This window comes from Flavobacterium sedimenticola (assembly GCF_030053345.1).
GTDB lineage: Bacteria > Bacteroidota > Bacteroidia > Flavobacteriales > Flavobacteriaceae > Flavobacterium > Flavobacterium sedimenticola.
Genome location: NZ_JASGBP010000007.1, coordinates 57362 through 81248, shown reverse-complemented (window position 1 = coordinate 81248; position 23887 = coordinate 57362). Strand labels below are relative to the sequence as shown.

Here is a 23887-nt window from a genome sequence, read left to right as displayed (position 1 = left end):
TATCATAATTGGAGCTTACCTTGGCATCAAATTAAAAGAATATAGAAACGGTATCTTTCATAACGACAGTTGGCGGAATCGTAAGAAATAAAACACGTATTTAAGGTTTTATAATAGAAATCTTAATATATTTGAGGTTGATAATTTAGAATGCGTTAGTGGCTATAAAACCAACTGAGAGGTTGATAAAAAGTATAAGATAACGACTATCGAATTGTTAGCGGAGATTCACAGGCACTCAAATCAATTAAAACAAAAATCTTTTTTAGTATTATGAACAGAAAAAAGAAATACATTCCAAAATCACGACATAATCCAGAAGTCCAAGCAAGAAAAATTGATTTACATAGAGAAGAGTTAAGACAAATTAAAAAAGCTGTTGAAGCATTGACATTTTCACATGACAATCACATTTCATACCTGGGCAACTTTGCAAGACACGATATTAAAAATTCTATTCAGAGTATGGATAGCATTCTATCTACAACAACAGCAGAAGAAATAACCGAACAGCAAATTTTATCTTTAAAAACTAATCTTAAAGTTATCAGAGAAACAATGGAAAACTTTTCTAAACTAGTTCCATATTCTAAAGATGAAAAATTCGAATACAGAAATTTACTTATTGCTGTTGAATTGCTAAGTAGAAATGACTTCTATAACGGGAAAATTAAACTCTTCAAAGTTTACCCAGAAGAAGAAATTTATCTTAATTTACCTTTTCAATCTGTTCTTCAAATGTTTAACAATTTAATAATAAACTCAATTAAGTCACTAGAATCAACAGAGAAGCCTATTATACAAATTTCTGCACATACAGATTCTGAAAAGCTCAACATCGAAATATCAGACAACGGACAAAGTATTCCTGAAAAAGATAATGAAAGAATTTTTGAATTTGGATATTCTACAACTGGCGGTTCAGGAATAGGATTATATCATGCAAGATATCTATGTGAACTTTTTAATGGCAGCATTCAATTATCAAATACAAAAATTGGATTTTCTAAGACATTTTTAATACATTTACCAATTATTGAATAAAACTGCAATGAGAAAAAATGTTATAATAATTGATGATGCTAAAGAACAAGCCGAAGGTTTAGCTAAGGGTTTAGGCAAACTTTTACCAGACTGTTCTTTTGAACATTACTCTACTGAATCAGAAATTCTTGATGCCATAGAGAATAGATTTTTTTCTCTTGCAATTCTTGATATTAGGATGGATGGTTTTTCTGTTGACGGGATTGAAATTGCAGAAAAAATATTTGAAGTAAACCCTTTCGCTAATGTCATCATTGTATCTGCCTTCAAGGACGAATACTTTTTGAGATTAAAAGACCTAATACTAACTGGTAAAGTTGTTGATATTCAAGACAAAGAGGAATTTGATAAGTGGCTTCCAAAACTTAAAAATTCAATCGAAAAATATTATGATAAATTAGATAAAGATCCGTCTGAAATAAATAATGCTTTGCTTCAGTTCTATTCAGAAGCAAAAAATGAAAAAGAAACATTCAGAAAAGGTGAAAGATTTGAACATTTCATGAGTTTAATGTTTCAATCAATTGGATTTAACCAAGTTCTTAAGCGTGTCAAAGACCAATCACTTAATGAAGTAGATTTAATAATCCGTAATGATATTGAGGACAGTTTTATAGGGAAATTTGGGAAGTATATTTTAGTTGAATGTAAAAATAAACCTGAAACAAAAGTTAATAAAAATGACTTTATAGTTTTTCAAAATAAACTAAAAAACACAAACGGATTAGCTGAATTAGGAATTTTAGCTACATCAGGTCATATTACAAAAAACACATATACTGAGGCAATTAGAGAATCAGGTGAAAATAGAAAGATTATATTTTTATCAAATCCTGAAATAGAAAAACTCATAAAAGCCGAAAACAAATTAAGCATTTTTAAAAGTTTAATTGACGAGCAAGTTAAAGATAATTAAACCTCCGCTAACAGCGGTTTCGCGCTATTGTTGGTTTTTCTTGAGTTGTACTTCTTCCCTCAAACAAAGTAAAACAGTCCGGGGAGCAATAATCATCAACTCGAAGAATCAAATAGTCCAAAAAGAGTTAAGATATTGTTATTCACAAGAGCCGATATCACTATTCAATGCTTCGACCCGAAAAATTTAGAGGTTGAGTTATAAGAATTTTAAAATTAAACTTTGGCAAAAAAAGGTAAAATGTGCCAAAACCTAATTTTAAATTTATAAAGCAGAATATCAATATCATTTTATGGGCAATTGCACCAACAATTGATAATTACTTTCTCTCCTTGTACTTAACAGCAGTGTTAAATTGCACATTTTCATCAAAAGGCTACTCTTTATTGACTTTATAAGAAAGCAGGCATTTACTATATTAATTCAAATAGTTCTTCATCAATTGGTGTTGCGAATAATTTTTCATTGTGCTTCAGGTGATTAATAATATGACCCGAAAAACCCAAATGCTTTAGTATAAGTTTATTTACGAGTTTATTTAATCGCAAGGCAGTCATAAAAATTTCTAAAAATTCTGATGATCCTTCTTCTATCTGAAGTGCACGGGCATGCAGAAAGCTATTTCTTTTACCAATGGCTTCAATATCTTTGGGTGTAAGTATAATATCATAAATTTTAAAGGGTTTAGATAACTTATCCTGATTAGTAGGACTGTTTAATCGATCAATATTTTTGGTTAAGATTATCATCGAGTCTTCGTTTCCAACCTCCTTAATCTGTTCCTCATACTCATTTAAAAGTAAATGCATTTTTTTAATTAATTCTCGGGAAATCTTTTTATCAGGTATAGGCTTAAGTCCTGCGTTTTCTTCAACAATAATATTTGTAATTTTCTCTAATGCTACAGAATATCCTGCTGGTCTCAGAATTAAACTTGATTTATTTGACTCTAAAATTAAAAGTATCAAGGTGGCATACTCACTTTCTGAGTTTATTTTTGCACATAATTTACCAAACAATTCACAATCAAATATTTTTAAAAAAAGGTCAAATTTTTCGGTTACAGCAGGATCTTGTGTATAACTGTATGGACTTACATGAATTGGGTTAGTCGTTCCATGAGTAATTATAGATTCTCGTAATTGAGAGTACGAAATGCCGTCTATGGTTTTAAATTGATTGTCTTCAGATCGCACGTAATAAGCCTCATTTTGTATAAAATCACCCGAAAGAAAACCATAGCCAACCATTACTGAAAAACATATATCAGCAAACTTTTCAAAATCTATTTTATCGTCAGCATCAATGATAAGATAGTTTAATTTATCATATTTGGTTTCATAAATACTAAAATCTAGCCCTTCTATAGAAACCTTAACCATACCTTTAGCAAATATTGTCGATTCATTTTTATAGGGAGATGAATAAATATAAGACCTAAGGTCACCGCTCCCAAAGGGGATTACAAACCGATAAAAAGACGGACTGGTCGAAAAATCTTCAGTTGAAAATTGTCGCAAAGAAGCCTGTGAGGACATAATACCTGTAAAATATTTATCACCGACATTTCTAGTGAGCTTTGTCGATTTCATACCAATATATAAATCATCAATTCTAAATTTTTGGTTACCATTTATTAGTTCTATATCATAACTGGTATTGATATAACTTACGGTATTATTTATGATTAATGTAAATCCTTTATCATCATTTTTCGATAATTCTGCCGGATGGTTGTTGATACCATGTGCGGGAACATTAACAATAACTGAAGAGGCATTATTCAATTGCAATATCTCAGCAAATGTGGAGTTAATATATAATTTTGGAATGGCTGCCTCCATTTTTTCGATCTCTCCTTTTAGTTTGTTTATTTCTTTCATTTCAATTCAAATTACTCTTTTCGTCACAAATATACATTATAATTAATTTAACATTAATATGTAAACAAATTTGTTTACTTTTGTAATATGAAACGTAATATCAACATACTAAAAGGTATTCATCCCGGCTTTGTATTAGCGCGCGAACTCGAAAAGCGAAATATAAAGAAAGGGAGTTTGGCGTTACAAATTCAGGAATACCCACAAACCATATCCACCATTACCAAAGGAAGACGGGATATGAACATCGGTCTTGCTTTGAAGATTGAACACATTTTAGGAATTGAAGAAGGTTACTTTATGACTCTTCAGGTATATTATGATATTGAAAAGGAAAAAAACAAACTGAATAAATCACATCCTGATTTATCTAAAATTCGTCCAATACTATTCTGGGATACCAAAATGGAGAAGCTGAATTGGCAAAAACAAAAAAAAGCCATCATCAAAAGAATATTTGAACGGGGTAATGAGAGTGAAAAAAATGAAATTATCCGTTTCTACGGAAATGATGAGGTTACTAAAATCTTGAACACATCAAAGCATGCTTCATTATAATACTGTTGACCCTCAACTAAAATCAATTCTCGACACCTTAATGCAGGCAGATATCTTTGCCGAATTCCGTTTGATTGGCGGTACTGCACTAAGTCTGTACCGCGGACACAGAATGTCCGTCGATATTGACCTATTCACAGACAGTGACTATGATACGGTTGATTTTGACGCTATAGACACATTCCTCCGGGAAACATATCCTTATGTCGATACAAACAATTTTACCGAAATTGGTTTTGGCAAATCGTATTACATTGGAGAAAGTGAAGACAACAGCATTAAATTGGATTTGTTTTATACAGAACCTTTTATTCAGGAGGAAAATGTCGTAGATAACATTCGAATGGCAACAGAGAAAGAAATTATTGCTATGAAGCTTGATGTAGTATCTCGCTCAGGACGTAAAAAGGATTTCTGGGACATTCATGAGCTAAAAGACGACTATACTATAGAAGAAATGTTCTCCCTCCACGAACAACGTTATCCTCATACGCACAACAGAGAATTACTCATTAATAACTTCACCGATTTCAGCGAAGCCGATGATGATTTCGAACCGGATTGCTTGCGGGGCAAGCACTGGGAATTAATCAAATTAGACATTATTGAGTATATAGCTACCTTATAATAAAATTGCTATAAAAACTGATAGCACGGTTCAGTAGAACCGTGCTATCGTGCGTGCACTTTATTAGATAAACAAAGTGCTGTAAAGTTAGTCATTTTTTTCGACAAAGTGAAGTCTTCCTGCTATATGCAATCACATATAAAATCTGGTTTTTATACAAAACTATATGTATTTGCATATAAAAAAGTTATTTCAAGCAAAATTATATGCAATTACATATAATTTCATATATTTGTTTGTAATTATATGCAAAAGCATATAAAGCAAACCAACAAATCGGAAACCATGAAAACATTAGCCGCTTTTGTAAAGGAAAAAAGAAACGAAGTCAACCTCACTCAGGAGGCATTTGCCGAGCGTGCCGGGGTAGCGCTTACGGTAATACGAAAAATAGAACAGGGCAAGGAAAACCTCAACCTCGAAAAAGCCAACCAAGTACTCAAAATGTTTGGGCATACCTTGGCACCGGTCAATACCAAAGAATTGTCTAAAAATGAAAACCCATGAGACAGGCAGCCATTTACTATCAAGAAGTTTTAGCAGGTACCCTAACCGAAACCGACGAGGGAGAATATACTTTTCAATACAATAACGAATATATCCAAACCCATCCTAAACAGTTCCTCACCTTTTCAATGCCGGTAACCCACAAACCCTATACCGACAAACGCTTATTTGCCTTTTTTGAAGGGTTAATCCCCGAAGGCTGGCTTCTGGACATCGCTTCCAAAAATTGGAAAATCAATACAAACGACCGCATGGGACTGCTCCTCGCCTGCTGTCAAAACTGTATCGGCGCCGTTAGTGTTCAACCAATACCCCAAGAAAATGCATAAGTGTTTATATTGCTACAAACCTTTAGAGAACAACGAAACCGACTTTCACGAACACTGCAGTCTGGCGTTTTTTGGCACCAAACAACCGCCTGTTTTTGAACACACCTTAAAAGACATGGCAGCGCTGGCAAAAAACGTAGTCGAACGCAGCGTTGCGGTTCCCGGGGTGCAACCCAAGTTATCGCTATCATTGGTAAACACAACCCTGCAAGATGGCAACAAAGGCCGATTAACCGTAGTAGGAGCTTTAGGTGGAAACTTCATCTTCAAACCGCCTTCCGAAAATTATCCCGAAATGCCCCAAAATGAGCATCTAACCATGCGAATGGCAGAAGCCTTCGGCATCAATACAGTCATGTCAAGTTTAATACGCTTGCAATCGGGCGAGTTGTCCTACATCACCAAACGCATCGACAGAACGACAACCGGAGAAAAAATACACATGCTCGATATGTTCCAAATTACCGAAGCGGTCGATAAATACAAAAGCTCTATGGAAAAAGTAGGCAAAGCACTGCAAGACTACTCGAGCAATACATTGCTCGATACCCTATACTTTCTGGAGCTCAGTGTATTCAGCTTCTTAACCGGTAATAATGATATGCATCTCAAAAACTTTTCAATGATCAATTCGGGAGAATCCTGGTCTCTGGCTCCGGCCTACGACCTCTTGAATGTAGCCATAGTAAACCCCGACGATACCGAAGAACTGGCATTAACACTCGAAGGCAAAAAGAAAAAACTAAAATGGGAACATTTTGAGCGATTAGGTAAAAAACTAGGCCTCAACGACAAACAGTTAAACGGAATGGTCAAACGATTCCTCAAAAACAAACCCGTTGCATTACAATGGATAAACAGCTCTTTTTTGTCTCAGGAGTACAAAGAAAAATACATCACTTTATTGGAAGAACGATACGAATGGCTTTTTAAGGCTTAAAGAACCAAATATTTTACAGGGTTTCCTTAAATTTGCCTTTCATTATTTGTCATGCTCACCGATATTTTCCTTCATCTTGTAAAACAATACACGAACCACCACGAATTGGCCAACAATATGTGGTTGGAAATATTTACAAAGTATTCTGAACCCAAAAGGCAGTACCACAATATTGCGCATCTGGAGAGCATTGTAGCCGAACTAAATGAAGTAAAAGACAAAATCCAAGACTGGGACACTGTCCTGTTTGCGGCATTTTATCACGATATTATTTACAAGGCTTCAAGCAGTTCCAACGAAGAAGACAGCGCCAAACTGGCCATGCAAAGACTGACCGAGATTAAATATCCTGCCGAGAAAATTGCCAAGTGTGCACAGCTCATCATTGCCACAAAAAACCACCACCTTTCAGAAGATGCAGACACAAATTGGTTAATAGATGCCGACTTGGCAGTACTAGGACAAAACCCCGAGACCTATCAAGCTTATGCAGATAATATTCGAGAAGAATACACCCTCTACCCCGACTTCCTATACAACTCCGGCCGAAAAAAAGCCTTACAGCATTTCTTAAAAATGCCCAATATCTACAAAACAGAGTACTTCAGCAACAAGTATGAAAAACAGGCACGAATCAATATTCAAAATGAATTAATAGCTATGCAGTAGCTTTTTCTTTCAAAAACCGGTCTATTACTCTCAAAACATGTTCATCAGCCTGTCTGTCCATTTCGAGGCACCGTTTAAAATCAAGCCGTGTTTCGTGGCAAAACATAAAAATAAAAACAACAAAAACAATAGCGGTTGGCCACAATGCAATCATAACAAAAAGAGGTAATTTTTAAAACACGTACAAACTCAAAACCAATACGTTAAGTTACAAAATAAAATCAATCCGGCAGTATAACATTCGGGAATACAACTATTCAATTCGAGAATCAATCAAAAGCACTTTTGGAGGCAATAGCACTCCCTTATAGATTTGCTAAAAACCTAACCCAACCAACTATGAAGTCATTCGCTGCATCATTGATGGCTGAACTCGAACAACAACTACTACACATTAAAGCCGAAAACAACTGCATCATTAAGCAATCCGAATTAGGTGTAAAATCAACCGTCAAAACAATCGAGAAATTAAAAACCTTTTTCTCCAATTACCGTTTCGAAAACAAAACACAGGAAATTGAATTCTTTAAAACAATAAAACCCCAATTTGCCGCAAAACTGATTTTCTTTAATGAAGTCTATAACATCGAGATTACCAAACCCTGCGATTCTAAAAAAGAAATCAAAAAACACTATGCTGCTTACAAGCAAAAACTAAAACGCTTTCACGAGGAAAACATCGAATTTTACAAGTACTATAAATCCGGAAATAGGAGTCTCGACAAAAAGTACTTTCTCAGAGGCAAGCATGATATCAAACTAACTTTAGACAGCTTTTATTTTCAATCAGATTACAGTTTTGCTACCTCGCACGATTACAAAGTAGCGCAGATAATGGCCTACGAGCAAATCCAATACTACCTCAACACCATGACTAAATCACTAAAACAAACGATTCCCGCAAACCACAAATTAAAGTGGTCCGCTTCAAAAACAGCCTTAGTCGAATTAATTTATGCCCTGGATACCGTTGGGGTATTCAATGAAGGAAAGTCGAGTTTACGAGAAACCGCAATAGCAATACAATCGTTTTTCAATATCGAATTAGGACAATTCAATCGGATATATTTAGAAATCAGAAACCGCAAAACCATAGAAAAAACACATTTCTTAGACCATCTCAAGCAAAGCTTACTCGAAAGAATAAACAGAGTCGATGAAAAGTAAATGGTTGCTCAGTGAGCAACCATTTAAAGTGCCAATACCTTGTTAATGTGGCATTGTGTCACTCCTGCTAACTAAAACGACCGGTTTTCGGCAATGCCGGTCACCAAACCCTTCATTACAGCGTCTGCCATACTATCGTCTGCTCCGTCCAAAGCGGCTATAATATTCCCAACCATGTACTGCCATTCCGGATCTTTATCTTTTTTAGGCTTCTTCTTTCTGGCATAAACAGTATGCCTGGCTATTGAAGTAGTTATCAGTATTGTTTTCTTATCAACATCAGGCAAACTGGAACTCAACTGCACGGCATCTTCATAAGAAACTATAAAATCATACAAAACCCCAAACTCCTGCTCCGTTTCACATCTTTGCAGCAAAGTATAAAAAAATGCTGTAAAACTGCTTCGGGCTTCACTACTAACTAAAGAAGCATTGACAATCTCTTCTTCTAACCCGGGCGGGGCTGAAATAATAGTAGCTACTCGATCGGCGTGAACAAAAGAATAGGGCATTTCTTTGGTCAAATCCATAAAAGATGGGGTAACATTTGCTATACCTTCAGCAGAAGTAATGATACCATTTAAGGTAAAAGGCAAACTACTGCTTTGATAGTACTCCGTTAATAGCTGATGATGTACTTGTCCGGCGGCATCATACAAATTGCCCTTGTTTATGGGTACCGTATCAATAATTACTGCTGTTCGTTCTCTGATAGCAGATTGGCTGGCAACTTCAGAGGGATAGTCACACGATATAAAAAGAGAAAAAAGTATTATACATAAATAAAAAAATTTCATAATAGTTAATGTTTTAAAATGGTACTGATTGTTGTTACATCAGTTCATTTCTCCCGGGATAATCTGAACAGGGTTGGATTTAAGAAACAAATCCTTTTGAATTCGGGACAAAACTATAGGCTTCAAAAAGGGCTCACAAACCCAGTAACACGGCATTCTCGAATTGTGGGTATGATATTCCCGAATTACACAGAGAGTACAAATAACTAAATGACAAGCTTTCAAAGCGTTGCAAAGAATCATAATGGGTATGACTGATTATCCCTTTTTAACAACTAAACCATAAGGCTTTTTTAATAATTTAGCTACATTTTGAGGCAAAATGGAATCGTATAATGCAACTCTCTAACACATTCTTAAACAGTGGTTTGAAATATGCAATCATGTTGATGATGTGCAATGGCATGTGGGCACAAAAACCTGCTGAAGGTTTAACAAACAAAGACTACAGCGAATTAATTAACGGAACCAGTAAATCCGACTCCGTCGAAGCCAAAAAATTTGCTGTGGCTTGGATAGCAAAATCAAAATCAGAGAAAAACTGGACACAACTGGCAGCAGCATACAAAGCAATGATGTATTTGGACGATCCAAGATTTCTGATGAAATATGCCGACAGTACAATTACAGTGGCAAAATATTCCAAAAATCCTGAGATTATTGGCAGTGCTTTTCTTACTAAGGGTATAATACATTACAGTCAAAAGCAACTTAAGCAAGCCTTAGACAACTATATACTGGCCGATAAGTATATTGCGTCTACAAACAACAAAAAAGTAAAATACAAGGTAAAATTCTCCATTGCACATACAAAATACTACTTAGGATTTTACCACGAAGCAATCTCATTGTTTCTGGAGTGTTTAAGTTATTTTGAGGAAGAAAGCGATATAGCCTATTTAAACACACTTCATTCCTTGGGATTGTGCTACAATAAAACAGGAAACGTAGAGTTGTCCTCCTATTATAACAGGCTGGGATTAAAAAATGGGAAAGAATTAGAAAATCAGGAAATGGAACCATACTTCAACCACTCCGAGGGTATAAATCACTTTTCCCGTAAAAATTATAAAAAGGCAATCACCGAATTACAACGAGTACTGCCGATAATGCAACAAAGAAAAGACTTCGCAAACGAAACAGTAGCCCACTTTTACATAGGAAAAAGCTATTGGGCAATACATCAGGAACAAAAAGCCATAACGTTTTTTAAAACCGTTGACAACGCATTTCTAAAATACAACTATATCCGACCCGACCTTCGAGAAAGCTATGAACTGCTGATTGACTATTACAAAAAACAAGAAGATGCTGAATTACAATTAAAATACATCAACCGCTTACTCAAAGTAGATAGTGTACTCAATCATAATTACAAGTATTTGTCTAAAAAAATCTTTAAAGAATACGACACCAAAAAACTGATAGCCGCCAAGCAAGATATTGAGAATGCTATGATGGTTAATAACAAAATTCACTATACGGTCATCTCTTCACTCTCAGGAGCAATTTTATTTTTGGTGTGGCGACACACACGAAATAAAAAGCGATACAAGCAAAAGTTTGAACAAATAATGGCCGAGAAGGAAAAACCAACAAAGCCCATTCAAAAATGTACCGGAGAAATACCATTCGATATCAATCCCGAATTGGTAAAAACCATATTGCAAAATCTGGAAAAATTTGAAAAGAATAAGAGGTATCTCGAAAAAGACATGACACTAATCAAATTATCAGGTTATCTTAAAACAAACCCTAAATACGCTTCCAAGATTATCTTAAAATACCGAGGCAAAAAAACAATCGAGTACATAACCGATTTAAAAATTGACTACATCGTCGAAAAATTAAAAACCGAAAACAAATACCGCAATTACACCTACAAAGCACTTGCTGAAGAAGCCGGCTTCGGCTCCACCCAAAACTTCACAAAAGCTTTTAACACGCGATTGGAAATGCCTCCTGCTTTCTTCATCCAACAATTAAAAAATTCTTTCCCTCTTTAACCGTCAGTTCGAGTGATTTTAGCAACGCTAAAATCGTATCGAGAACATTTTATTCAAAAATATTTTTCCACCACAACTTGTGAGGCACTTGTGATGTAAAACAAATCAAACCTCACAAATTTGTGCCATAACAATCTAAAACACACGTTATGGCTATCGAAGTTATTACCCGCGAAGATTTAAACGAGTTCCGTATCCTATTACTTAATGATTTTAAGGAACTCTTAAAAACCAATCCCCAACAAACAAAGCAATGGCTTAAATCCAAAGAAGTCCGCAAGCTGTTAAACATCTCTCCCGGCACGCTCCAAACGCTCCGAATCAACAAAACATTATCTTACACCAAAATCGGTGGCATCCTATACTACGACAACGCCGATATCAACAAACTCCTATCGGCAAACAAAGTTGCTGCTAATCCGACACTTTTCAAATAACTTGTCAAACTGAGCTACGCCTGCACTGAACGTAGACGAAGTGTCGAACTGCCTTACTTACGGCGGGAACCAACCATCACCGCCAGTCCAAAAGCGGGAACCTAACTACTCCGTCAGTTCGAGTGATTTTGCATAGCAAAATTGTATAACAAAACGTCAGTTCGAGTGATTTTGCATGGCAAAATTGTATAACAAAACGTCAGTTCGAGTGATTTTAGCTTTGCTAAAATCGTATCGAGAACACGTCCTAATACTTAGTACCTCACCAAAATGAACTACATCAAACACCTAACCGGCTTTTTCGAAAGGGTAATCCAAGATAAAACCCTTAATCCCACGCATATCAGTTTATACATTTCTTTATTCCAATTCTGGAACTGCAATCGATTTAAAAATCCAATCAGTATTTCCCGGGATGAAGTAATGCGTATTAGCAAAATTAGTTCCAAAGCTACTTATCACAAATGCCTTAAAAACTTGCATGAGTTAGGATACATCAAATACGAACCCTCATACAACCCATTTAAAGGCAGCCATGTCATCATGTTCAACTTCACCGAAGACCTAAAACCGCAGCCGAAAACAAGTTCAAAAAATGAACCTTTTTCTGAACCGCTATCAAAACAAGTAGTAAACAAGAATGATACAAGCGCTAAACAAGCAGTAGTACCTTCTATAAACAATACAAACGAAGTAAACATTTTAAACAATTCAAACTTGGGTAAGCCTGAGCAAAGTTTAAAAAATAGGAATGATAATTTTTTAGATAATGAAGAAACTAATTCAAAAGAAAAAAAGTTGCGCAAAAAAAAGAAAGGTTTCACGGAACCCGGATTATTAGAAATTATAACGTATTTCCAAGAAAACAACTTCCCTGAAATCGAAGCACAAAAATTCTTCAACTATTTCTCTAGTGTAGGCTGGTTGGTAGGCGGAAAAACGCAAATGGTCAATTGGAAAGCGGCAGCCGAGAACTGGATGCTAAATGCTGAAAAATTTAAAGGAGTCGCAGCAAACCACCAACACCTTACCACAAGTACTAATAAAAACTACGCCGAACCTCTATAACAAAACGTCAGTTCGAGTGATTTTACATAGCAAAATTGTACAACAAAACGTCAGTTCGAGTGATTTTACATAGCAAAATTGTACAACAAAACGTCAGTTCGAGTGATTTTACATAGCAAAATTGTACAACAAAACGTCAGTTCGAGTGATTTTACATAGCAAAATTGTACAACAAAACGTCAGTTCGAGTGATTTTACATAGCAAAATTGTACAACAAAACGTCAGTTCGAGTGATTTTACATAGCAAAATTGTACAACAAAACGTCAGTTCGAGTGATTTTACATAGCAAAATTGTACAACAAAACGTCAGTTCGAGTGATTTTACATAGCAAAATTGTACAACAAAACGTCAGTTCGAGTGATTTTACATAGCAAAATTGTACAACAAAACGTCAGTTCGAGTGATTTTGCATAGCAAAATTAAATAACAAAACGTCAGTTCGAGTGATTTTACATAGCAAAATTGAATAACAAAACGTCAGTTCGAGTGATTTTACATAGCAAAATTGTACAACAAAACGTCAGTTCGAGTGATTTTACATAGCAAAATTGTACAACAAAACGTCAGTTCGAGTGATTTTACATAGCAAAATTGTACAACAAAACGTCAGTTCGAGTGATTTTACATAGCAAAATTGTACAACAAAACGTCAGTTCGAGTGATTTTGCATCGCAAAATTGTATCGAGAACACCCATTAAACTGCAAACCATGAACACAAACCTAAACTACCCCGAAATAATCAGCTGGCTCAAAACCAAAGGCCAAGAACTCTATGGTAATCACTTCAAAATACATGAAGAAGATTACCCCATTATCTACAAACTAATCGCCTACTTCCTCAAAGACGAACAAGTATGCTTTCAATTTGGCATTAACCTCAACAAGGGCATTTTGCTTTCCGGACCAATAGGTTGTGGCAAAACCTCATTAATGAACTTAATGAAGTACCTGACACCTGCGGAATTCAAATTTTCAGTAAAACCATGCCGCGATATAAGCTTTGAATTCATCCAAGATGGGTACCAAGTAATCCACAAATACAGTAAAGGACAATTGTATAAATCGGAACCTAAAATCTATTGCTTCGATGATTTAGGATTGGAAAACAATCTCAAATACTATGGTAATGAATGTAATGTTATGGCCGAAATACTGTTGAGCCGCTATGACCTCTTCGTCAGCCACCGAATCCAAACCCACATCACCACGAACCTATCAGCTTCAGAAATAGAATCGCTTTACGGCAATAGAGTAAGAAGCCGGATAAGAGAAATGGTCAATCTGATAGCATTCAACAATGTTACAAAAGACAAAAGAGCGTAAACGTTTAACGCATAACTCTTTCACTGTTTATTGAATGTAACTAAGTATAGTGTAAACCCATATTTTAACTGCGATATCTTTCTCGTGAACTCTCAATTAATAATCAACGCTATTTGAAAAAATGTTGAAAAGCAGGTGGTGCTTACGTCAGTTGTTTGTTAGACAGACTAAAATCACTCCAAACGTTGTAAATCAAGAAAAATAAGAGTATATTAAATTTACGAATAACAGGCTATACTTATTGATTCTAATATTCTCAAGCCTTACTCTTGATTCCTTTACAATCTTTTTGGTATGGAGGATCAACCAACTCTACAAAAAACTAAAGCTACCTGTAATAGGCTATTAGAATTTTTTAGCGAAAATTTTAGATACGCTTTAAAATCGTCAACCATTCTGACAAAGTATTAACATTATTGAATCAAGTCGCTGAAAAGTGCTTTTTCAATAGTATATCATTCGAAATACAGATGATACCGTAAAAAATCAATATTAAAAAAATTCACATAAATCCAACTAACTGAAGTAAAAGTCCAAGAGAGTAATTGAGTTGACTCCCGATATTTGCCTAATAATTTTAAAGAATATAACCATGAGATTACAATTTTTAAAGGCAAATGATGAGTCTATTCATTTCGGACTACTACTGATTAGGGTTTTAATAGGTATAACATTCATTATACATGGATTCCCGAAGCTCACAGGGGGAGTTGAAACCTGGACATTTTTAGGCGGTACAATGAAAAATATCGGTATTGATTTTCTACCTGCTTTTTGGGGACTCTTGTGCGCTGTTGCTGAGTTTTTCGGAGGAATTCTGCTCATCCTGGGGATATTTACAAGGGTTGCCTCAATTGCATTATTTCTAACAATGATTATTGCAACCATTTTCCACATCTCAAACAACGACCCGTTTGATGTTTCTTCTCACGCGATTGAGGACGCGATAGTATTTCTGGGACTGTTCTTCACAGGTGCCGGAGTCTATTCGTTAGACAATAAGTGGTTAAAAAAATAACCCATCATAATAGTCAAAGAGGAAGCATAAATGTCTTCCTCTTTTTTTTCTGTGTTATTATGAAAAAATATATACAACATACAATCCTTACTTTATTTACACTACCTGTATTAGGTCAAATAAAAAATATAAAAATTGATACCTTAACAACATTAGAAAGAATGTATCTTGGAATGGGAGGTAATCAAGTTTTTAAAGTTGATACAGCTTTTAATGTAAGTACGCTTCGATTAGGTACTATACTGAACCAGGACTTAAATGATAAGTTCAGAATAGGAACAACTGCGGTTTTGAAACTTGAAACTTCCAATAAAGTAAAGTCCGCCGGAGCATTTGACTTTACCTATCTAATCAGTTCAAAAAGCAAATTACGAATTGGGTATTTAGCCACAGCTATCACGGAAATACGCCCAAATCCGACAACACCTGAAAGCCAAACTGAATTTAACTCTCAGTCAAAAATTCCCGGTGCACAGCCGACAATTAAATACTCGTTCAATAAAACAAATACTTCGTTTTCGAGCAGTTTGTCCTATAGCAATAAGCTATTAGGTGGTCAAATAAAAGTTGATCATAAATTTTTAAGCATAGGATTTCATCTCGATAAAGCCAGCATAATGACTGCAATGGATGTAAAAATTAAATCCGTTAGAATAATTTCAGTTAACCTTTGGAAAAACCAAATGTTCGCTCAAACAGTATCTTATAACTTCACAAGATATTTTGTTTATCTCGACTCGAAAATTAAAGCACCGAAATGGGAAGATATTGAAGTTGGAGGAAGAAGATATTTCAATAACGAAAATATATTTCTGAAAGGATTTATTAGGCTATCGATAAATTTTATTCCCAAAACAGTAACCGGGGGACTTTTTTTGTACCTAGACAAATAGAAATTATTGGCTATGGCTATAGTATTAAAGATTCAAATACCTGTTGTACATTTTTATAACAGAGTTCACTAACACCCTGTCCCGCCCAAAAGGTAATTAAATCCGGCCTACCCTGCTCGATAGCGGCCTTTCTTAATGTAGACATAAAGTGAGTTTGTAACGGAAACGGTAGGGTATAATTAATCTGGACATCTTCTGAAATTGAACCTGATATTCCCCTTGCCAGTCTTCCCGTAAAACTCTTGGTCAACGACGTATATCTTGCCCTTTCTGAAAAGAGGACATCCCTATATTCGTTACTGGCTCCAGATTCTTGACAAGCTAAAAAGGCGGTGCCGACTTGTACTCCTGAAGCTCCTAATTTAATAGCAGCTTCAACAGATTTTCTATTAGTTATCCCGCCTGCTGCAATTACAGGCAAATTGATTTTTCCGGCGATTTGCTGAATTAATGAAAAAGTTCCGTGTAACGATTTTTCGGCAGGTTTTAAAAATGATGGCCGATGACCACCTGCTTCAAAGCCCGAAGCTACTATCATATCCACTTCGGCAGATTCCAAAAATAACGCTTCATCAAGGGTTGTAGCCGCACCGATTGTAACAATATTTCTTTTTTTGAATTCTTTCAAAATGGCTTGATCGGGAACACCAAATACAAAACTAAATACGGGAATATTTTCTTGCAGCAAGACTTCAACTTGGCTTTCAAATTTACTGATGACAAATTGGGGTTTTTCAGGAATAGGGAGATGTAATTGATCAAAATAAGGCTTAAAATTTGAAACTACTAAATGGTAGGTTTCATCATCTACAATAGTATTGTCGTCAACATCATTAACCCACAAGTTAATATTGTAGGGCTTAGTCGTATGCGCCTTAATATCTGTAATCACTTTTCTTATTTCTTCGGGCTGAAGTTGGTAGGCTCCATAGCCCCCCAAACCACCTAAGTTGGAAACTTCCGAAACTAGCGTTGCGGTTGATAAACCACCACCCATCGGACCTTGTAAAATGGGATAATCCACTCCCAAAAGTGCTTTAAGCTTGTTTTTCATAATTACCTTAATCTGAAAATATCATCTGCACAACTATCCTTGGTATTATTACTTTTTATTTTGAAATTTGTTGTATTGAAATGGGCGCAATAAAATTACGCCCAAATCCTAACAACTGTACAAATCAAATCTTTTTAAGTTAATCGTTAATAACTATCAAGGCAAAGGAAGACTACATGCAATTCGACTTCTCAAAACGAAAGCCTATTCCGAAGCAGAATATAGTTCGCCTAGTTGCATGTTCATCATAATTGCCAAGTATTTTTATAAACTGAATAAAAAGTCGAATAATAGTTCGGAAATTTGTAATAGAAAGTATTATTTATGACTGATATAATAATACCATGAAATTAATTTACATTCGTGAAGAGCTTATTTACGATAACCCATTCTGAATTTATCTTTGAAAGAGATAAAAAATCATAGTAATTGAACCCCAACATTGGAACATGCAATTTTGCTACTGCATTATTCCCAAGTACTTCAATACTCAAGATTTCCATTCTAAAAGGCTCACTTAGCTCACTGGGCGATTTTCGCTCTTTGACACCCATTAGATATTGGTTGACATCTTTAAAATAAGGTTGTCCATTGATGTCTCCAATTAATAAACAGTTGGGGTGAAATACCTTTAAAAGTAACATGGTATCACCATTGAAAATACCGTTAAAATAATTTTGTATTGTTTGCTGAATGGCAATTGATTCTTTTGAATACATATCAAATAATTTTATATTAAAACTTTATTTGTTCATAAATACTTCCTTTAATATTTGAAAGAAGAGTAAACTAGTAACTAAACTACTTTTATCCAAACATGTGACCGGCAACGTGGCCTCCATCCACATTAATGATTTCTCCGGTTATAAAATTACTTTTCGCCAATTGGTATGTCATTTCAGCAATATCTGAAGCTTCGCCAATTCGGTTCAACAAGTGTAGACCGGCTAATCCATCAGCATCGTTAACCCCAATTTTACCTTGTAGTGGACTACGGATAATGCCTGGTGCAATGGTATTTACCCTAATGTTATTCTTCCCGAATTCTGCTGCCAACTGCCTTGTCAAAGCGTGAACACCTCCTTTACTTGTGACAGGTGCCGTAGCGGGAAATCCTGCTATGGCGTGGTCAACCAGCACTGTTCCTATATTGATCACAGAGCCACCACCGTTTACTAACATGTTAGGGATTACGGCCTGTGTTGTAAAATAGGTTCCTTTAAGATTTATATTATAAAATCGGTCTAAATCGTCTTCAACTACATCCAAAAATGGTTTTGGTGCAAATACCCCCGCGTTGTTAACCAAAACATCTATAGAATTAAATTTCTCGATAGCAGCACTTGCCAATTTTTCTCCGGTTTCTCTTTTTGAAATATCACCCGACACTACCAGAACATTTTCTGGAGAACCAAATTCCTGATAGACCTTTTGCAGTTGTACTTCATTAGTCGCGTTCATAATTACATTAAATCCTCTTTCAGCAAATAGCTGTGCAATAGCTTTGCCAATCCCGGAAGAAGCTCCGGTCACAATTACAGTTTTACTCATTTTTTAAAAATTTATTGATTATTGTTCTTTTCGTATTTCTGAAACCTGTTTCCCTTTCCATCCCCAATTATCAAGTCCTATCTCCTGGATTACAACATGTGTTAGATTTGGATCTTTTTTAAGGATTATGGACATAATTTCCGTAACCCTAGCAATGATTTCTTGCTTTTGTTCTTTGGTAACTTCTTCGTCAGTTACCTGAATATTTACATAAGGCATAATAATTTATTTTATAATTATTCTGCAAAGTTCATGTAACACATAATTGTAAAGAATAGCTAAATAGTCAATTTGCTTGCACTATTGCACATAGGTAAGAGGAACAAAAAAAGCATTACTAAATTGTAATGCTTTCAATTGATTTTATTAGCCCGATTATACAGTTATGGTACTCTTATATTGTTGAGGAGAAATGCCCAAACTGTTTTTGAAAAAACGAGTGAAGTATGCGGGGTCATCATAACCCAATTCAAAAGCGATTTCTTTTACACTTAAAGTATTATGATGCAATTGTCGTTTTGCTTCGAGTAAAATTCTTTCTGAAATCAGTTGTCCGGCGGTTTTATCCGAAAATTTTTTGGCCAAGTTATTTAGAGTTCTCGGAGTTGTTTTCAACAATGCGGCATACTCATTGACACTATGGACATTTTTATAATTCTTCTCGATACTTATTTTATAGTTCCTAAAGAGTTCGTATCCTAATTCGGGCTTAAAATTAATCGTCTGCTGCGAACGCTTTAATCTTGAAATATTGGTTATGAGTATTTTTAAGAACGAAGATAAAATCTGCTGCTGACCCATTTCGGAAGTATTAAACTCAACTGTTATTTGATAGAATAAGTCCTCAAAAACTTTGTATTGTGAAGCAGTAAGGTTGATAACAGGAAAGCTTTCGATGGCATCAAACAATAAACTATCAATTAAATATTCCTCAACATCTTTTTGATGTTGAAATAGCTCCGGTAAAAATTTAATTACAAAACCTTCCCCTCTTTGTTCCTGCTCAATTTTGTGGACCTGCCCGGGAGATAAGAGAAACAGTACTGAACCATTGTAATTATAACTTTGTCCATCTATATGGTGAATCCCTTTACCTTTTTTAAGCCAAATAATTTCGTAATGGCTATGCCTGTGATTTTCCTGAAACTCATTAATGGTACAGCTTTCTACATTAAAACCAGAAACCTTAAAGTATTCAATCGCATTTTCCTCACAAAACTGGTTTAGTTTGTTTATCGGTATGGGTTTCTCATTCTTTGCCATAATCATAATTTGTAAACAAAATTAGAAGTTTTTTCAAAAAAAAAAATTGGACAAATAGACAATTATCTTGCATTAACTCAACCTAACTTTCGCTCCGATACCTCCATCCCCGCGGGCATAAATTTGCGAAAGAGCGAAACGGCTTCCAAGGAATCAGAGGCTAGAAGCAGAAAGGCCCACCACTAATCCGTGACTTTTTACCGTTCTTATACATTCGAAAAGAAGGATACCCTAAACTAAATTTGCACAGTATAACTCAGGTAATGAGAAGTATAACTATATCTGGCAAAATATTTTAGAAATTTATTAAATCTAAAGTACCGATGAAATGGCAAAGGGTATAAAACTAGCTAGAAATGAAGTGTAGTTTCGTGAGTCCTTTTATGCAAACTTAATCCATATAAACAATTAAATAACAATGTAATAACACTTAATCCCGTACTCCCCCCCCCCAAAAAAAAAAAGACTGATGGACAGACCGTTCGGACAAATATCAACACCATAATAAAAACACCCGAAAAAACAATATTATTAAAACCTCCTGCTCCCAAGAAGAAATAATGAACTACACTACTCAACTCACAAATACTAAGAGGCCTCGTTTTTATTTCTACCTAAAACTAATACCTCTGGCTACCTTCTCGAAATACCCCTATTAAATGATAAACCTTTTAAAGTTTCGTACTGTTTAACAAGTATGAGAATTCATCATCTGTTTTGTTTTTTTGAGAAGTATGAATTCCATACTTACACCGAAGTTATAAGCAATACCACAAAACTCATTTTAAAATGAACGAAAAAGTAATATTTGAACTTCCTCACATTAAATTAGTCCAGAGTGAGAAAATGGAAATCATTGTTGCGGTTGAAGACACCGAATTGAATGATTATGTTGAAGATTTTTTGTGGGATAATTATGGATTGGATGAATATGGAATAGTAGAAAATGAAAAAGACAATCTAACTTGTTATTACAATTATTACGAAGTCAAAGATTTGGAACTCTTAATAGAAGCTTTAAAAAGTTTGGACGTGAAAGAAATAGTGCGAATTTTTGCTATTAACAATTAATGCAGTGCTTATAACAGCGGTTTGTAACAACTGCTAAGCTTGCGCTTCTCCCGAATTTTTCCTGACGGTCAGTCGCCTTAGGCTCTAGTTTCGGTAAATCCAAGAAGGAATTTTATATTTGTAATTAATAGTCGTATATATCACAAGGGGCGACACTGGATAAACCATTTTAAAGACACCCAAAACATTGATGGAATTATATAAATATCTAAATTCAATTTCTCCGCTCCAAGAAGAAACTTGGAGAAAGATTGAACAAATATTTACTGAAAAAACGCTGGTAAAAGGTGAGTATTTTATAAATGAAGGAGAACAAGCAAAACAAGTTGGTTTTTTGAAAAAAGGAATTATTAGAGCTTTTTATAGAAATAATGAAGGTTTTGAGTATAATAAACACTTTTTTATACCCCATTGCATGATAGGTGGATATTCCTCTTTGATAAAGTCGACACCCAATAAAATAATTCAACAAGCACTAACTAACTGCGATCTTTTAGTGGCCGATTATGCTGAAATCACAAAACTTTATGATCTGTTTCCCGACTTTGAACGAGTAGGTAGACAATTAGCTGAACTATATTTCGTAAATAAAGAACAACGTGAAATAGAAATTGTCCTGTTAAATGCTGATGAACGTTACTTAATTTTTCGTAAAGAATATCCGCAACTCGAACAATTAATACCTCAATACCACATTGCCTCTTATCTTGGTATCACACCCACTCAACTAAGCCGCATAAGAAGAAAATTTAACGAAGTATAGTTTTCTTTACATATGTAAATGCACAAGTGATAATTTGGGCATTTCTTTGCATCAAAATCTAAATTATAAAGATGATGCAAAAAATCTTATTAATCATAGCCATAGCGCTGTTTTCACATGATGCAAAATCACAGACGCTCAATGACCCAATTAATATCAACTACTCTATTCTACCCAAAACGAGTTTTGATAGAGTAGATGGAAATGTTACTACAAATTTTATTGATGTTAATGTAACTACCCCTGACATTAAAGTCAACAACAAAGTAAAAGTATTTAATGCGTTCTATTATCGTAATTCTAACTTTGATTATAATAGTTCACTCCCTCAAAATAATTCCTTTCCAACTACACTTCATGACATTCGTTATTCCGCTATTATTCGTATGCAACTAAATACCAAATGGGAAATTGTTACGATACCAAGAATAATGATAAGAAGTGATCTAAGCCAATCTTTTAATGGTAATGATTTCTTCCAACAAGTAGCCGTTTTTGCCACTTATGTAATAAATGGTAATCCTAACTTCAAGATTGGATTAGGTGGTGCTTTGAACAATGATTTTGAAAGAAATGCCTTTGTTCCGCTCGGTTCGCTTTATTACGACAGTAAGAAAGTAAAAATTGAAATTGTTTATCCCAATGCTAATTTCTTGTATAAAGAATCGGAAAATTTTGAATTTGGCCTTTTTGCCTCTGTTGATGGGGCCATATCAAGAGTTGGTCCATTTCAACTTGGAGATGACAATATAAACTATATCCGAACTTTTCAACTTTTAGTTGCTCCAACTGCTTCCCATCGAATTTACAAACAAATTTTCGGACATCTTAAACTTGGTTTTGCCCCTATACGCAATTTTGAAGCTATGAATAGCGATTTTAAAGCTACACAAAATCAAGACTTTGACTTAAAATCCAGCTTATTTTTTAGAACAGGTATCAGTTTTCGCTTAAAAAATTAATAACCCATAAAAATAATTTAAAATGAAAAACTTCAAATTCGCATTAATTTTATTTTTCTTGTCAACCTTAATAGTACAAGCTCAAAATAAGAAAGTAATCTTTATTATGAGTGCAGCAAAAGAATTAAAACTCAAAAATGGAAAATCGTATACCGAAACGGGGGTGTTTTTGAGTGAGTTCTATTTGGCCTATAAGGAAATTGTCAATTTAGGCTATGAAGTAGATTTTGCAACTCCCAACGGAATAGCATCTTCTATTGACAAGGAAAGTTACAAACCTAAATACTGGGGTAAAAAAGATACCTTAATCAATGAAGCATCTGAATTTGTAAAACAAAATCCGAAATTCAATCAGCCGCTAACTTTAGAACAAGCGCTTGAAAACATAAACTCCTACCAAGGAATGGTAATTCCGGGAGGACAAGGGTTAATGGTAGATTTATTTTTTGAACCCACTATTTCAAAAATCTTAAAAGACTTTTCTAAAAAAGGAAGGGCAATAGGTTTGATCTGCCACGCACCGGCGTTAATACTTTCTATACCAAAACAAGAAAATCCGTTTATTGGATATAAGGTAAATTCTGTAACGGGTTTCGAAGAATTTTTTATTGAAAATTTTGTGATGAAAGGCAAACCCAAAAACAGAAAAATTTCCAAACAACTAAAAAAATTAGGTTTGAAGTACAAAAAAGGAAGACCGGGAGCCAATTTTGCGGTAAGAGATAGAGAATTAATAACAAGTCAAAATCCATATTCAAATGAAGCGTTTAACAAACTATACCTTGAAGCCTTAAAAGAATTAGAAGAAAAAGGAACTTTAAAAACCAATCATTAAATGAAACTAACAAGCAATACAACTCTTATTTTTAGTAGTTTATCTGGCAGTGGTTTGGCTCTTCTAAAAAATCTGCTAACCGGTAAAAACATATCAAAAGCCATTACTTGATTTTCTTTACTTTAAGTTTAGTTTTCACTCAAAAAATTTATCTTAGCCAAGCATATGCTGACTATTGTTCCGCTAGGAAAATGAAAAGCA

The 23887-nt window shown here is 34.7% G+C and carries 26 protein-coding genes; 19 read left to right on the top strand and 7 right to left on the bottom strand.

Translation table 11 applies throughout. The features are described 5' to 3' along the window. The first annotated feature begins 273 nt into the window (after positions 1 to 273). Together QHT84_RS11025 and QHT84_RS11020 are read left to right on the top strand one after the other, a co-directional pair. Positions 274 to 1044, top strand: a complete 771-nt coding sequence (locus tag QHT84_RS11025; RefSeq protein WP_283239624.1) for a sensor histidine kinase — start codon at positions 274 to 276, stop codon at positions 1042 to 1044. Between the two features lie 7 nt (positions 1045 to 1051). Beyond that, the gene (locus QHT84_RS11020) at positions 1052 to 1960 is read left to right on the top strand and encodes a response regulator (protein ID WP_283239623.1); all 909 of its coding nucleotides are present in this window, start codon (positions 1052 to 1054) and stop codon (positions 1958 to 1960) included. 413 nt (positions 1961 to 2373) lie between these two features. On the opposite strand, the gene QHT84_RS11015 is transcribed toward QHT84_RS11020, so the two are convergent. After that, a complete protein-coding gene (locus QHT84_RS11015; RefSeq protein ID WP_283239622.1) occupies positions 2374 to 3843 on the bottom strand; it encodes a hypothetical protein in 1470 nt (489 codons plus the stop codon). A gap of 87 nt (positions 3844 to 3930) precedes the next feature. Here QHT84_RS11015 and QHT84_RS11010 point away from each other — a divergent pair, with 87 nt between their 5' ends. From QHT84_RS11010 to QHT84_RS10980, 7 genes are all read left to right on the top strand, one after another. Then, positions 3931 to 4401 (top strand): helix-turn-helix transcriptional regulator, encoded by a 471-nt coding sequence (locus QHT84_RS11010; protein WP_283239621.1) that lies wholly within the window; start codon positions 3931 to 3933, stop codon positions 4399 to 4401. Further along, positions 4388 to 5029, top strand: a complete 642-nt coding sequence (locus QHT84_RS11005) for a nucleotidyl transferase AbiEii/AbiGii toxin family protein (RefSeq protein WP_283239620.1) — start codon at positions 4388 to 4390, stop codon at positions 5027 to 5029. Before QHT84_RS11010 ends, QHT84_RS11005 begins: the two co-directional genes overlap by 14 nt. Before the next feature lie 285 nt (positions 5030 to 5314). After that, the gene (locus tag QHT84_RS11000) at positions 5315 to 5536 is read left to right on the top strand and encodes a helix-turn-helix domain-containing protein (RefSeq protein ID WP_283239619.1); all 222 of its coding nucleotides are present in this window, start codon (positions 5315 to 5317) and stop codon (positions 5534 to 5536) included. Beyond that, a complete protein-coding gene (locus QHT84_RS10995; protein WP_283239618.1) occupies positions 5533 to 5865 on the top strand; it encodes a HipA N-terminal domain-containing protein in 333 nt (110 codons plus the stop codon). The genes QHT84_RS11000 and QHT84_RS10995 overlap by 4 nt, the downstream gene beginning before the upstream one ends. After that, positions 5858 to 6805: a HipA domain-containing protein gene (locus QHT84_RS10990; RefSeq protein WP_283239617.1), complete on the top strand. Its 948-nt coding sequence runs from the start codon at positions 5858 to 5860 to the stop codon at positions 6803 to 6805. The genes QHT84_RS10995 and QHT84_RS10990 overlap by 8 nt, the downstream gene beginning before the upstream one ends. A gap of 51 nt (positions 6806 to 6856) precedes the next feature. Further along, on the top strand, positions 6857 to 7474 hold the full coding sequence (locus QHT84_RS10985) for an HD domain-containing protein (RefSeq protein ID WP_283239616.1): 618 nt from the start codon (positions 6857 to 6859) through the stop codon (positions 7472 to 7474). A gap of 339 nt (positions 7475 to 7813) precedes the next feature. Then, positions 7814 to 8641: an RteC domain-containing protein gene (locus tag QHT84_RS10980; RefSeq protein ID WP_283239615.1), complete on the top strand. Its 828-nt coding sequence runs from the start codon at positions 7814 to 7816 to the stop codon at positions 8639 to 8641. Between the two features lie 71 nt (positions 8642 to 8712). Here the strand turns inward: QHT84_RS10980 and QHT84_RS10975 are convergent, their stop codons facing one another. After that, positions 8713 to 9438, bottom strand: coding sequence for a hypothetical protein (locus tag QHT84_RS10975; protein WP_283239614.1), 726 nt, complete (start codon positions 9436 to 9438; stop codon positions 8713 to 8715). 368 nt (positions 9439 to 9806) lie between these two features. Here QHT84_RS10975 and QHT84_RS10970 point away from each other — a divergent pair, with 368 nt between their 5' ends. The 6 genes from QHT84_RS10970 to QHT84_RS10945 all read left to right on the top strand — a co-directional run bounded on the left by QHT84_RS10970 (position 9807) and on the right by QHT84_RS10945 (position 16187). Then, positions 9807 to 11444, top strand: a complete 1638-nt coding sequence (locus tag QHT84_RS10970) for an AraC family transcriptional regulator (protein ID WP_283239613.1) — start codon at positions 9807 to 9809, stop codon at positions 11442 to 11444. Between the two features lie 149 nt (positions 11445 to 11593). Then, on the top strand, positions 11594 to 11881 hold the full coding sequence (locus tag QHT84_RS10965; RefSeq protein WP_283239612.1) for a helix-turn-helix domain-containing protein: 288 nt from the start codon (positions 11594 to 11596) through the stop codon (positions 11879 to 11881). A gap of 543 nt (positions 11882 to 12424) precedes the next feature. Next, positions 12425 to 12949: a hypothetical protein gene (locus QHT84_RS10960; protein WP_283239611.1), complete on the top strand. Its 525-nt coding sequence runs from the start codon at positions 12425 to 12427 to the stop codon at positions 12947 to 12949. Between the two features lie 712 nt (positions 12950 to 13661). Continuing rightward, a complete protein-coding gene (locus QHT84_RS10955; RefSeq protein WP_283239610.1) occupies positions 13662 to 14276 on the top strand; it encodes an ATP-binding protein in 615 nt (204 codons plus the stop codon). Between the two features lie 592 nt (positions 14277 to 14868). Continuing rightward, positions 14869 to 15294 (top strand): DoxX family protein, encoded by a 426-nt coding sequence (locus QHT84_RS10950; protein ID WP_283239609.1) that lies wholly within the window; start codon positions 14869 to 14871, stop codon positions 15292 to 15294. 59 nt (positions 15295 to 15353) lie between these two features. After that, the gene (locus tag QHT84_RS10945; protein ID WP_283239608.1) at positions 15354 to 16187 is read left to right on the top strand and encodes a hypothetical protein; all 834 of its coding nucleotides are present in this window, start codon (positions 15354 to 15356) and stop codon (positions 16185 to 16187) included. A 16-nt stretch (positions 16188 to 16203) separates the two neighbouring features. On the opposite strand, the gene QHT84_RS10940 is transcribed toward QHT84_RS10945, so the two are convergent. The 5 genes from QHT84_RS10940 to QHT84_RS10920 form a co-directional block, all read right to left on the bottom strand. Further along, the gene (locus QHT84_RS10940) at positions 16204 to 17241 is read right to left on the bottom strand and encodes an NAD(P)H-dependent flavin oxidoreductase (protein ID WP_283239607.1); all 1038 of its coding nucleotides are present in this window, start codon (positions 17239 to 17241) and stop codon (positions 16204 to 16206) included. A gap of 350 nt (positions 17242 to 17591) precedes the next feature. Beyond that, on the bottom strand, positions 17592 to 17960 hold the full coding sequence (locus tag QHT84_RS10935; RefSeq protein ID WP_283239606.1) for a nuclear transport factor 2 family protein: 369 nt from the start codon (positions 17958 to 17960) through the stop codon (positions 17592 to 17594). Positions 17961 to 18048: 88 nt separating this feature from the next. Further along, a complete protein-coding gene (locus QHT84_RS10930; RefSeq protein WP_283239605.1) occupies positions 18049 to 18792 on the bottom strand; it encodes an SDR family NAD(P)-dependent oxidoreductase in 744 nt (247 codons plus the stop codon). An 18-nt stretch (positions 18793 to 18810) separates the two neighbouring features. After that, complete coding sequence (locus QHT84_RS10925; protein WP_283239604.1) at positions 18811 to 19011, bottom strand: tautomerase family protein; 201 nt, start codon at positions 19009 to 19011, stop codon at positions 18811 to 18813. Between the two features lie 156 nt (positions 19012 to 19167). Further along, positions 19168 to 20055, bottom strand: a complete 888-nt coding sequence (locus tag QHT84_RS10920) for a helix-turn-helix domain-containing protein (RefSeq protein ID WP_283239603.1) — start codon at positions 20053 to 20055, stop codon at positions 19168 to 19170. Between the two features lie 789 nt (positions 20056 to 20844). Between QHT84_RS10920 and QHT84_RS10915 the strand changes: the two genes are divergently transcribed. The 4 genes from QHT84_RS10915 to QHT84_RS10900 all read left to right on the top strand — a co-directional run bounded on the left by QHT84_RS10915 (position 20845) and on the right by QHT84_RS10900 (position 23686). Then, a complete protein-coding gene (locus QHT84_RS10915) occupies positions 20845 to 21126 on the top strand; it encodes a hypothetical protein (RefSeq protein WP_283239602.1) in 282 nt (93 codons plus the stop codon). A gap of 190 nt (positions 21127 to 21316) precedes the next feature. Continuing rightward, positions 21317 to 21889 (top strand): Crp/Fnr family transcriptional regulator, encoded by a 573-nt coding sequence (locus tag QHT84_RS10910; RefSeq protein WP_283239601.1) that lies wholly within the window; start codon positions 21317 to 21319, stop codon positions 21887 to 21889. A gap of 71 nt (positions 21890 to 21960) precedes the next feature. Further along, a complete protein-coding gene (locus tag QHT84_RS10905; RefSeq protein WP_283239600.1) occupies positions 21961 to 22851 on the top strand; it encodes a DUF6268 family outer membrane beta-barrel protein in 891 nt (296 codons plus the stop codon). Between the two features lie 22 nt (positions 22852 to 22873). Then, a complete protein-coding gene (locus tag QHT84_RS10900; RefSeq protein WP_283239599.1) occupies positions 22874 to 23686 on the top strand; it encodes a DJ-1/PfpI family protein in 813 nt (270 codons plus the stop codon). The last annotated feature ends 201 nt before the right edge of the window (positions 23687 to 23887 follow it).

Excerpts from the sequence above, each read along its gene's own strand:
- QHT84_RS11025 (WP_283239624.1), top strand. The coding sequence starts at position 274 with ATGAACAGAAAAAAGAAATACATTCCAAAATCACGACATAATCCAGAA.
- QHT84_RS11020 (WP_283239623.1), top strand. The coding sequence starts at position 1,052 with ATGAGAAAAAATGTTATAATAATTGATGATGCTAAAGAACAAGCCGAA.
- QHT84_RS11015 (WP_283239622.1), bottom strand. The coding sequence starts at position 3,843 with ATGAAAGAAATAAACAAACTAAAAGGAGAGATCGAAAAAATGGAGGCA.
- QHT84_RS11010 (WP_283239621.1), top strand. The coding sequence starts at position 3,931 with ATGAAACGTAATATCAACATACTAAAAGGTATTCATCCCGGCTTTGTA.
- QHT84_RS11005 (WP_283239620.1), top strand. The coding sequence starts at position 4,388 with ATGCTTCATTATAATACTGTTGACCCTCAACTAAAATCAATTCTCGAC.
- QHT84_RS11000 (WP_283239619.1), top strand. The coding sequence starts at position 5,315 with ATGAAAACATTAGCCGCTTTTGTAAAGGAAAAAAGAAACGAAGTCAAC.
- QHT84_RS10995 (WP_283239618.1), top strand. The coding sequence starts at position 5,533 with ATGAGACAGGCAGCCATTTACTATCAAGAAGTTTTAGCAGGTACCCTA.
- QHT84_RS10990 (WP_283239617.1), top strand. The coding sequence starts at position 5,858 with ATGCATAAGTGTTTATATTGCTACAAACCTTTAGAGAACAACGAAACC.
- QHT84_RS10985 (WP_283239616.1), top strand. The coding sequence starts at position 6,857 with ATGCTCACCGATATTTTCCTTCATCTTGTAAAACAATACACGAACCAC.
- QHT84_RS10980 (WP_283239615.1), top strand. The coding sequence starts at position 7,814 with ATGAAGTCATTCGCTGCATCATTGATGGCTGAACTCGAACAACAACTA.
- QHT84_RS10975 (WP_283239614.1), bottom strand. The coding sequence starts at position 9,438 with ATGAAATTTTTTTATTTATGTATAATACTTTTTTCTCTTTTTATATCG.
- QHT84_RS10965 (WP_283239612.1), top strand. The coding sequence starts at position 11,594 with ATGGCTATCGAAGTTATTACCCGCGAAGATTTAAACGAGTTCCGTATC.
- QHT84_RS10960 (WP_283239611.1), top strand. The coding sequence starts at position 12,425 with ATGTTCAACTTCACCGAAGACCTAAAACCGCAGCCGAAAACAAGTTCA.
- QHT84_RS10955 (WP_283239610.1), top strand. The coding sequence starts at position 13,662 with ATGAACACAAACCTAAACTACCCCGAAATAATCAGCTGGCTCAAAACC.
- QHT84_RS10950 (WP_283239609.1), top strand. The coding sequence starts at position 14,869 with ATGAGATTACAATTTTTAAAGGCAAATGATGAGTCTATTCATTTCGGA.
- QHT84_RS10945 (WP_283239608.1), top strand. The coding sequence starts at position 15,354 with ATGAAAAAATATATACAACATACAATCCTTACTTTATTTACACTACCT.
- QHT84_RS10940 (WP_283239607.1), bottom strand. The coding sequence starts at position 17,241 with ATGAAAAACAAGCTTAAAGCACTTTTGGGAGTGGATTATCCCATTTTA.
- QHT84_RS10935 (WP_283239606.1), bottom strand. The coding sequence starts at position 17,960 with ATGTATTCAAAAGAATCAATTGCCATTCAGCAAACAATACAAAATTAT.
- QHT84_RS10930 (WP_283239605.1), bottom strand. The coding sequence starts at position 18,792 with ATGAGTAAAACTGTAATTGTGACCGGAGCTTCTTCCGGGATTGGCAAA.
- QHT84_RS10925 (WP_283239604.1), bottom strand. The coding sequence starts at position 19,011 with ATGCCTTATGTAAATATTCAGGTAACTGACGAAGAAGTTACCAAAGAA.
- QHT84_RS10920 (WP_283239603.1), bottom strand. The coding sequence starts at position 20,055 with ATGGCAAAGAATGAGAAACCCATACCGATAAACAAACTAAACCAGTTT.
- QHT84_RS10915 (WP_283239602.1), top strand. The coding sequence starts at position 20,845 with ATGAACGAAAAAGTAATATTTGAACTTCCTCACATTAAATTAGTCCAG.
- QHT84_RS10910 (WP_283239601.1), top strand. The coding sequence starts at position 21,317 with ATGGAATTATATAAATATCTAAATTCAATTTCTCCGCTCCAAGAAGAA.
- QHT84_RS10905 (WP_283239600.1), top strand. The coding sequence starts at position 21,961 with ATGATGCAAAAAATCTTATTAATCATAGCCATAGCGCTGTTTTCACAT.
- QHT84_RS10900 (WP_283239599.1), top strand. The coding sequence starts at position 22,874 with ATGAAAAACTTCAAATTCGCATTAATTTTATTTTTCTTGTCAACCTTA.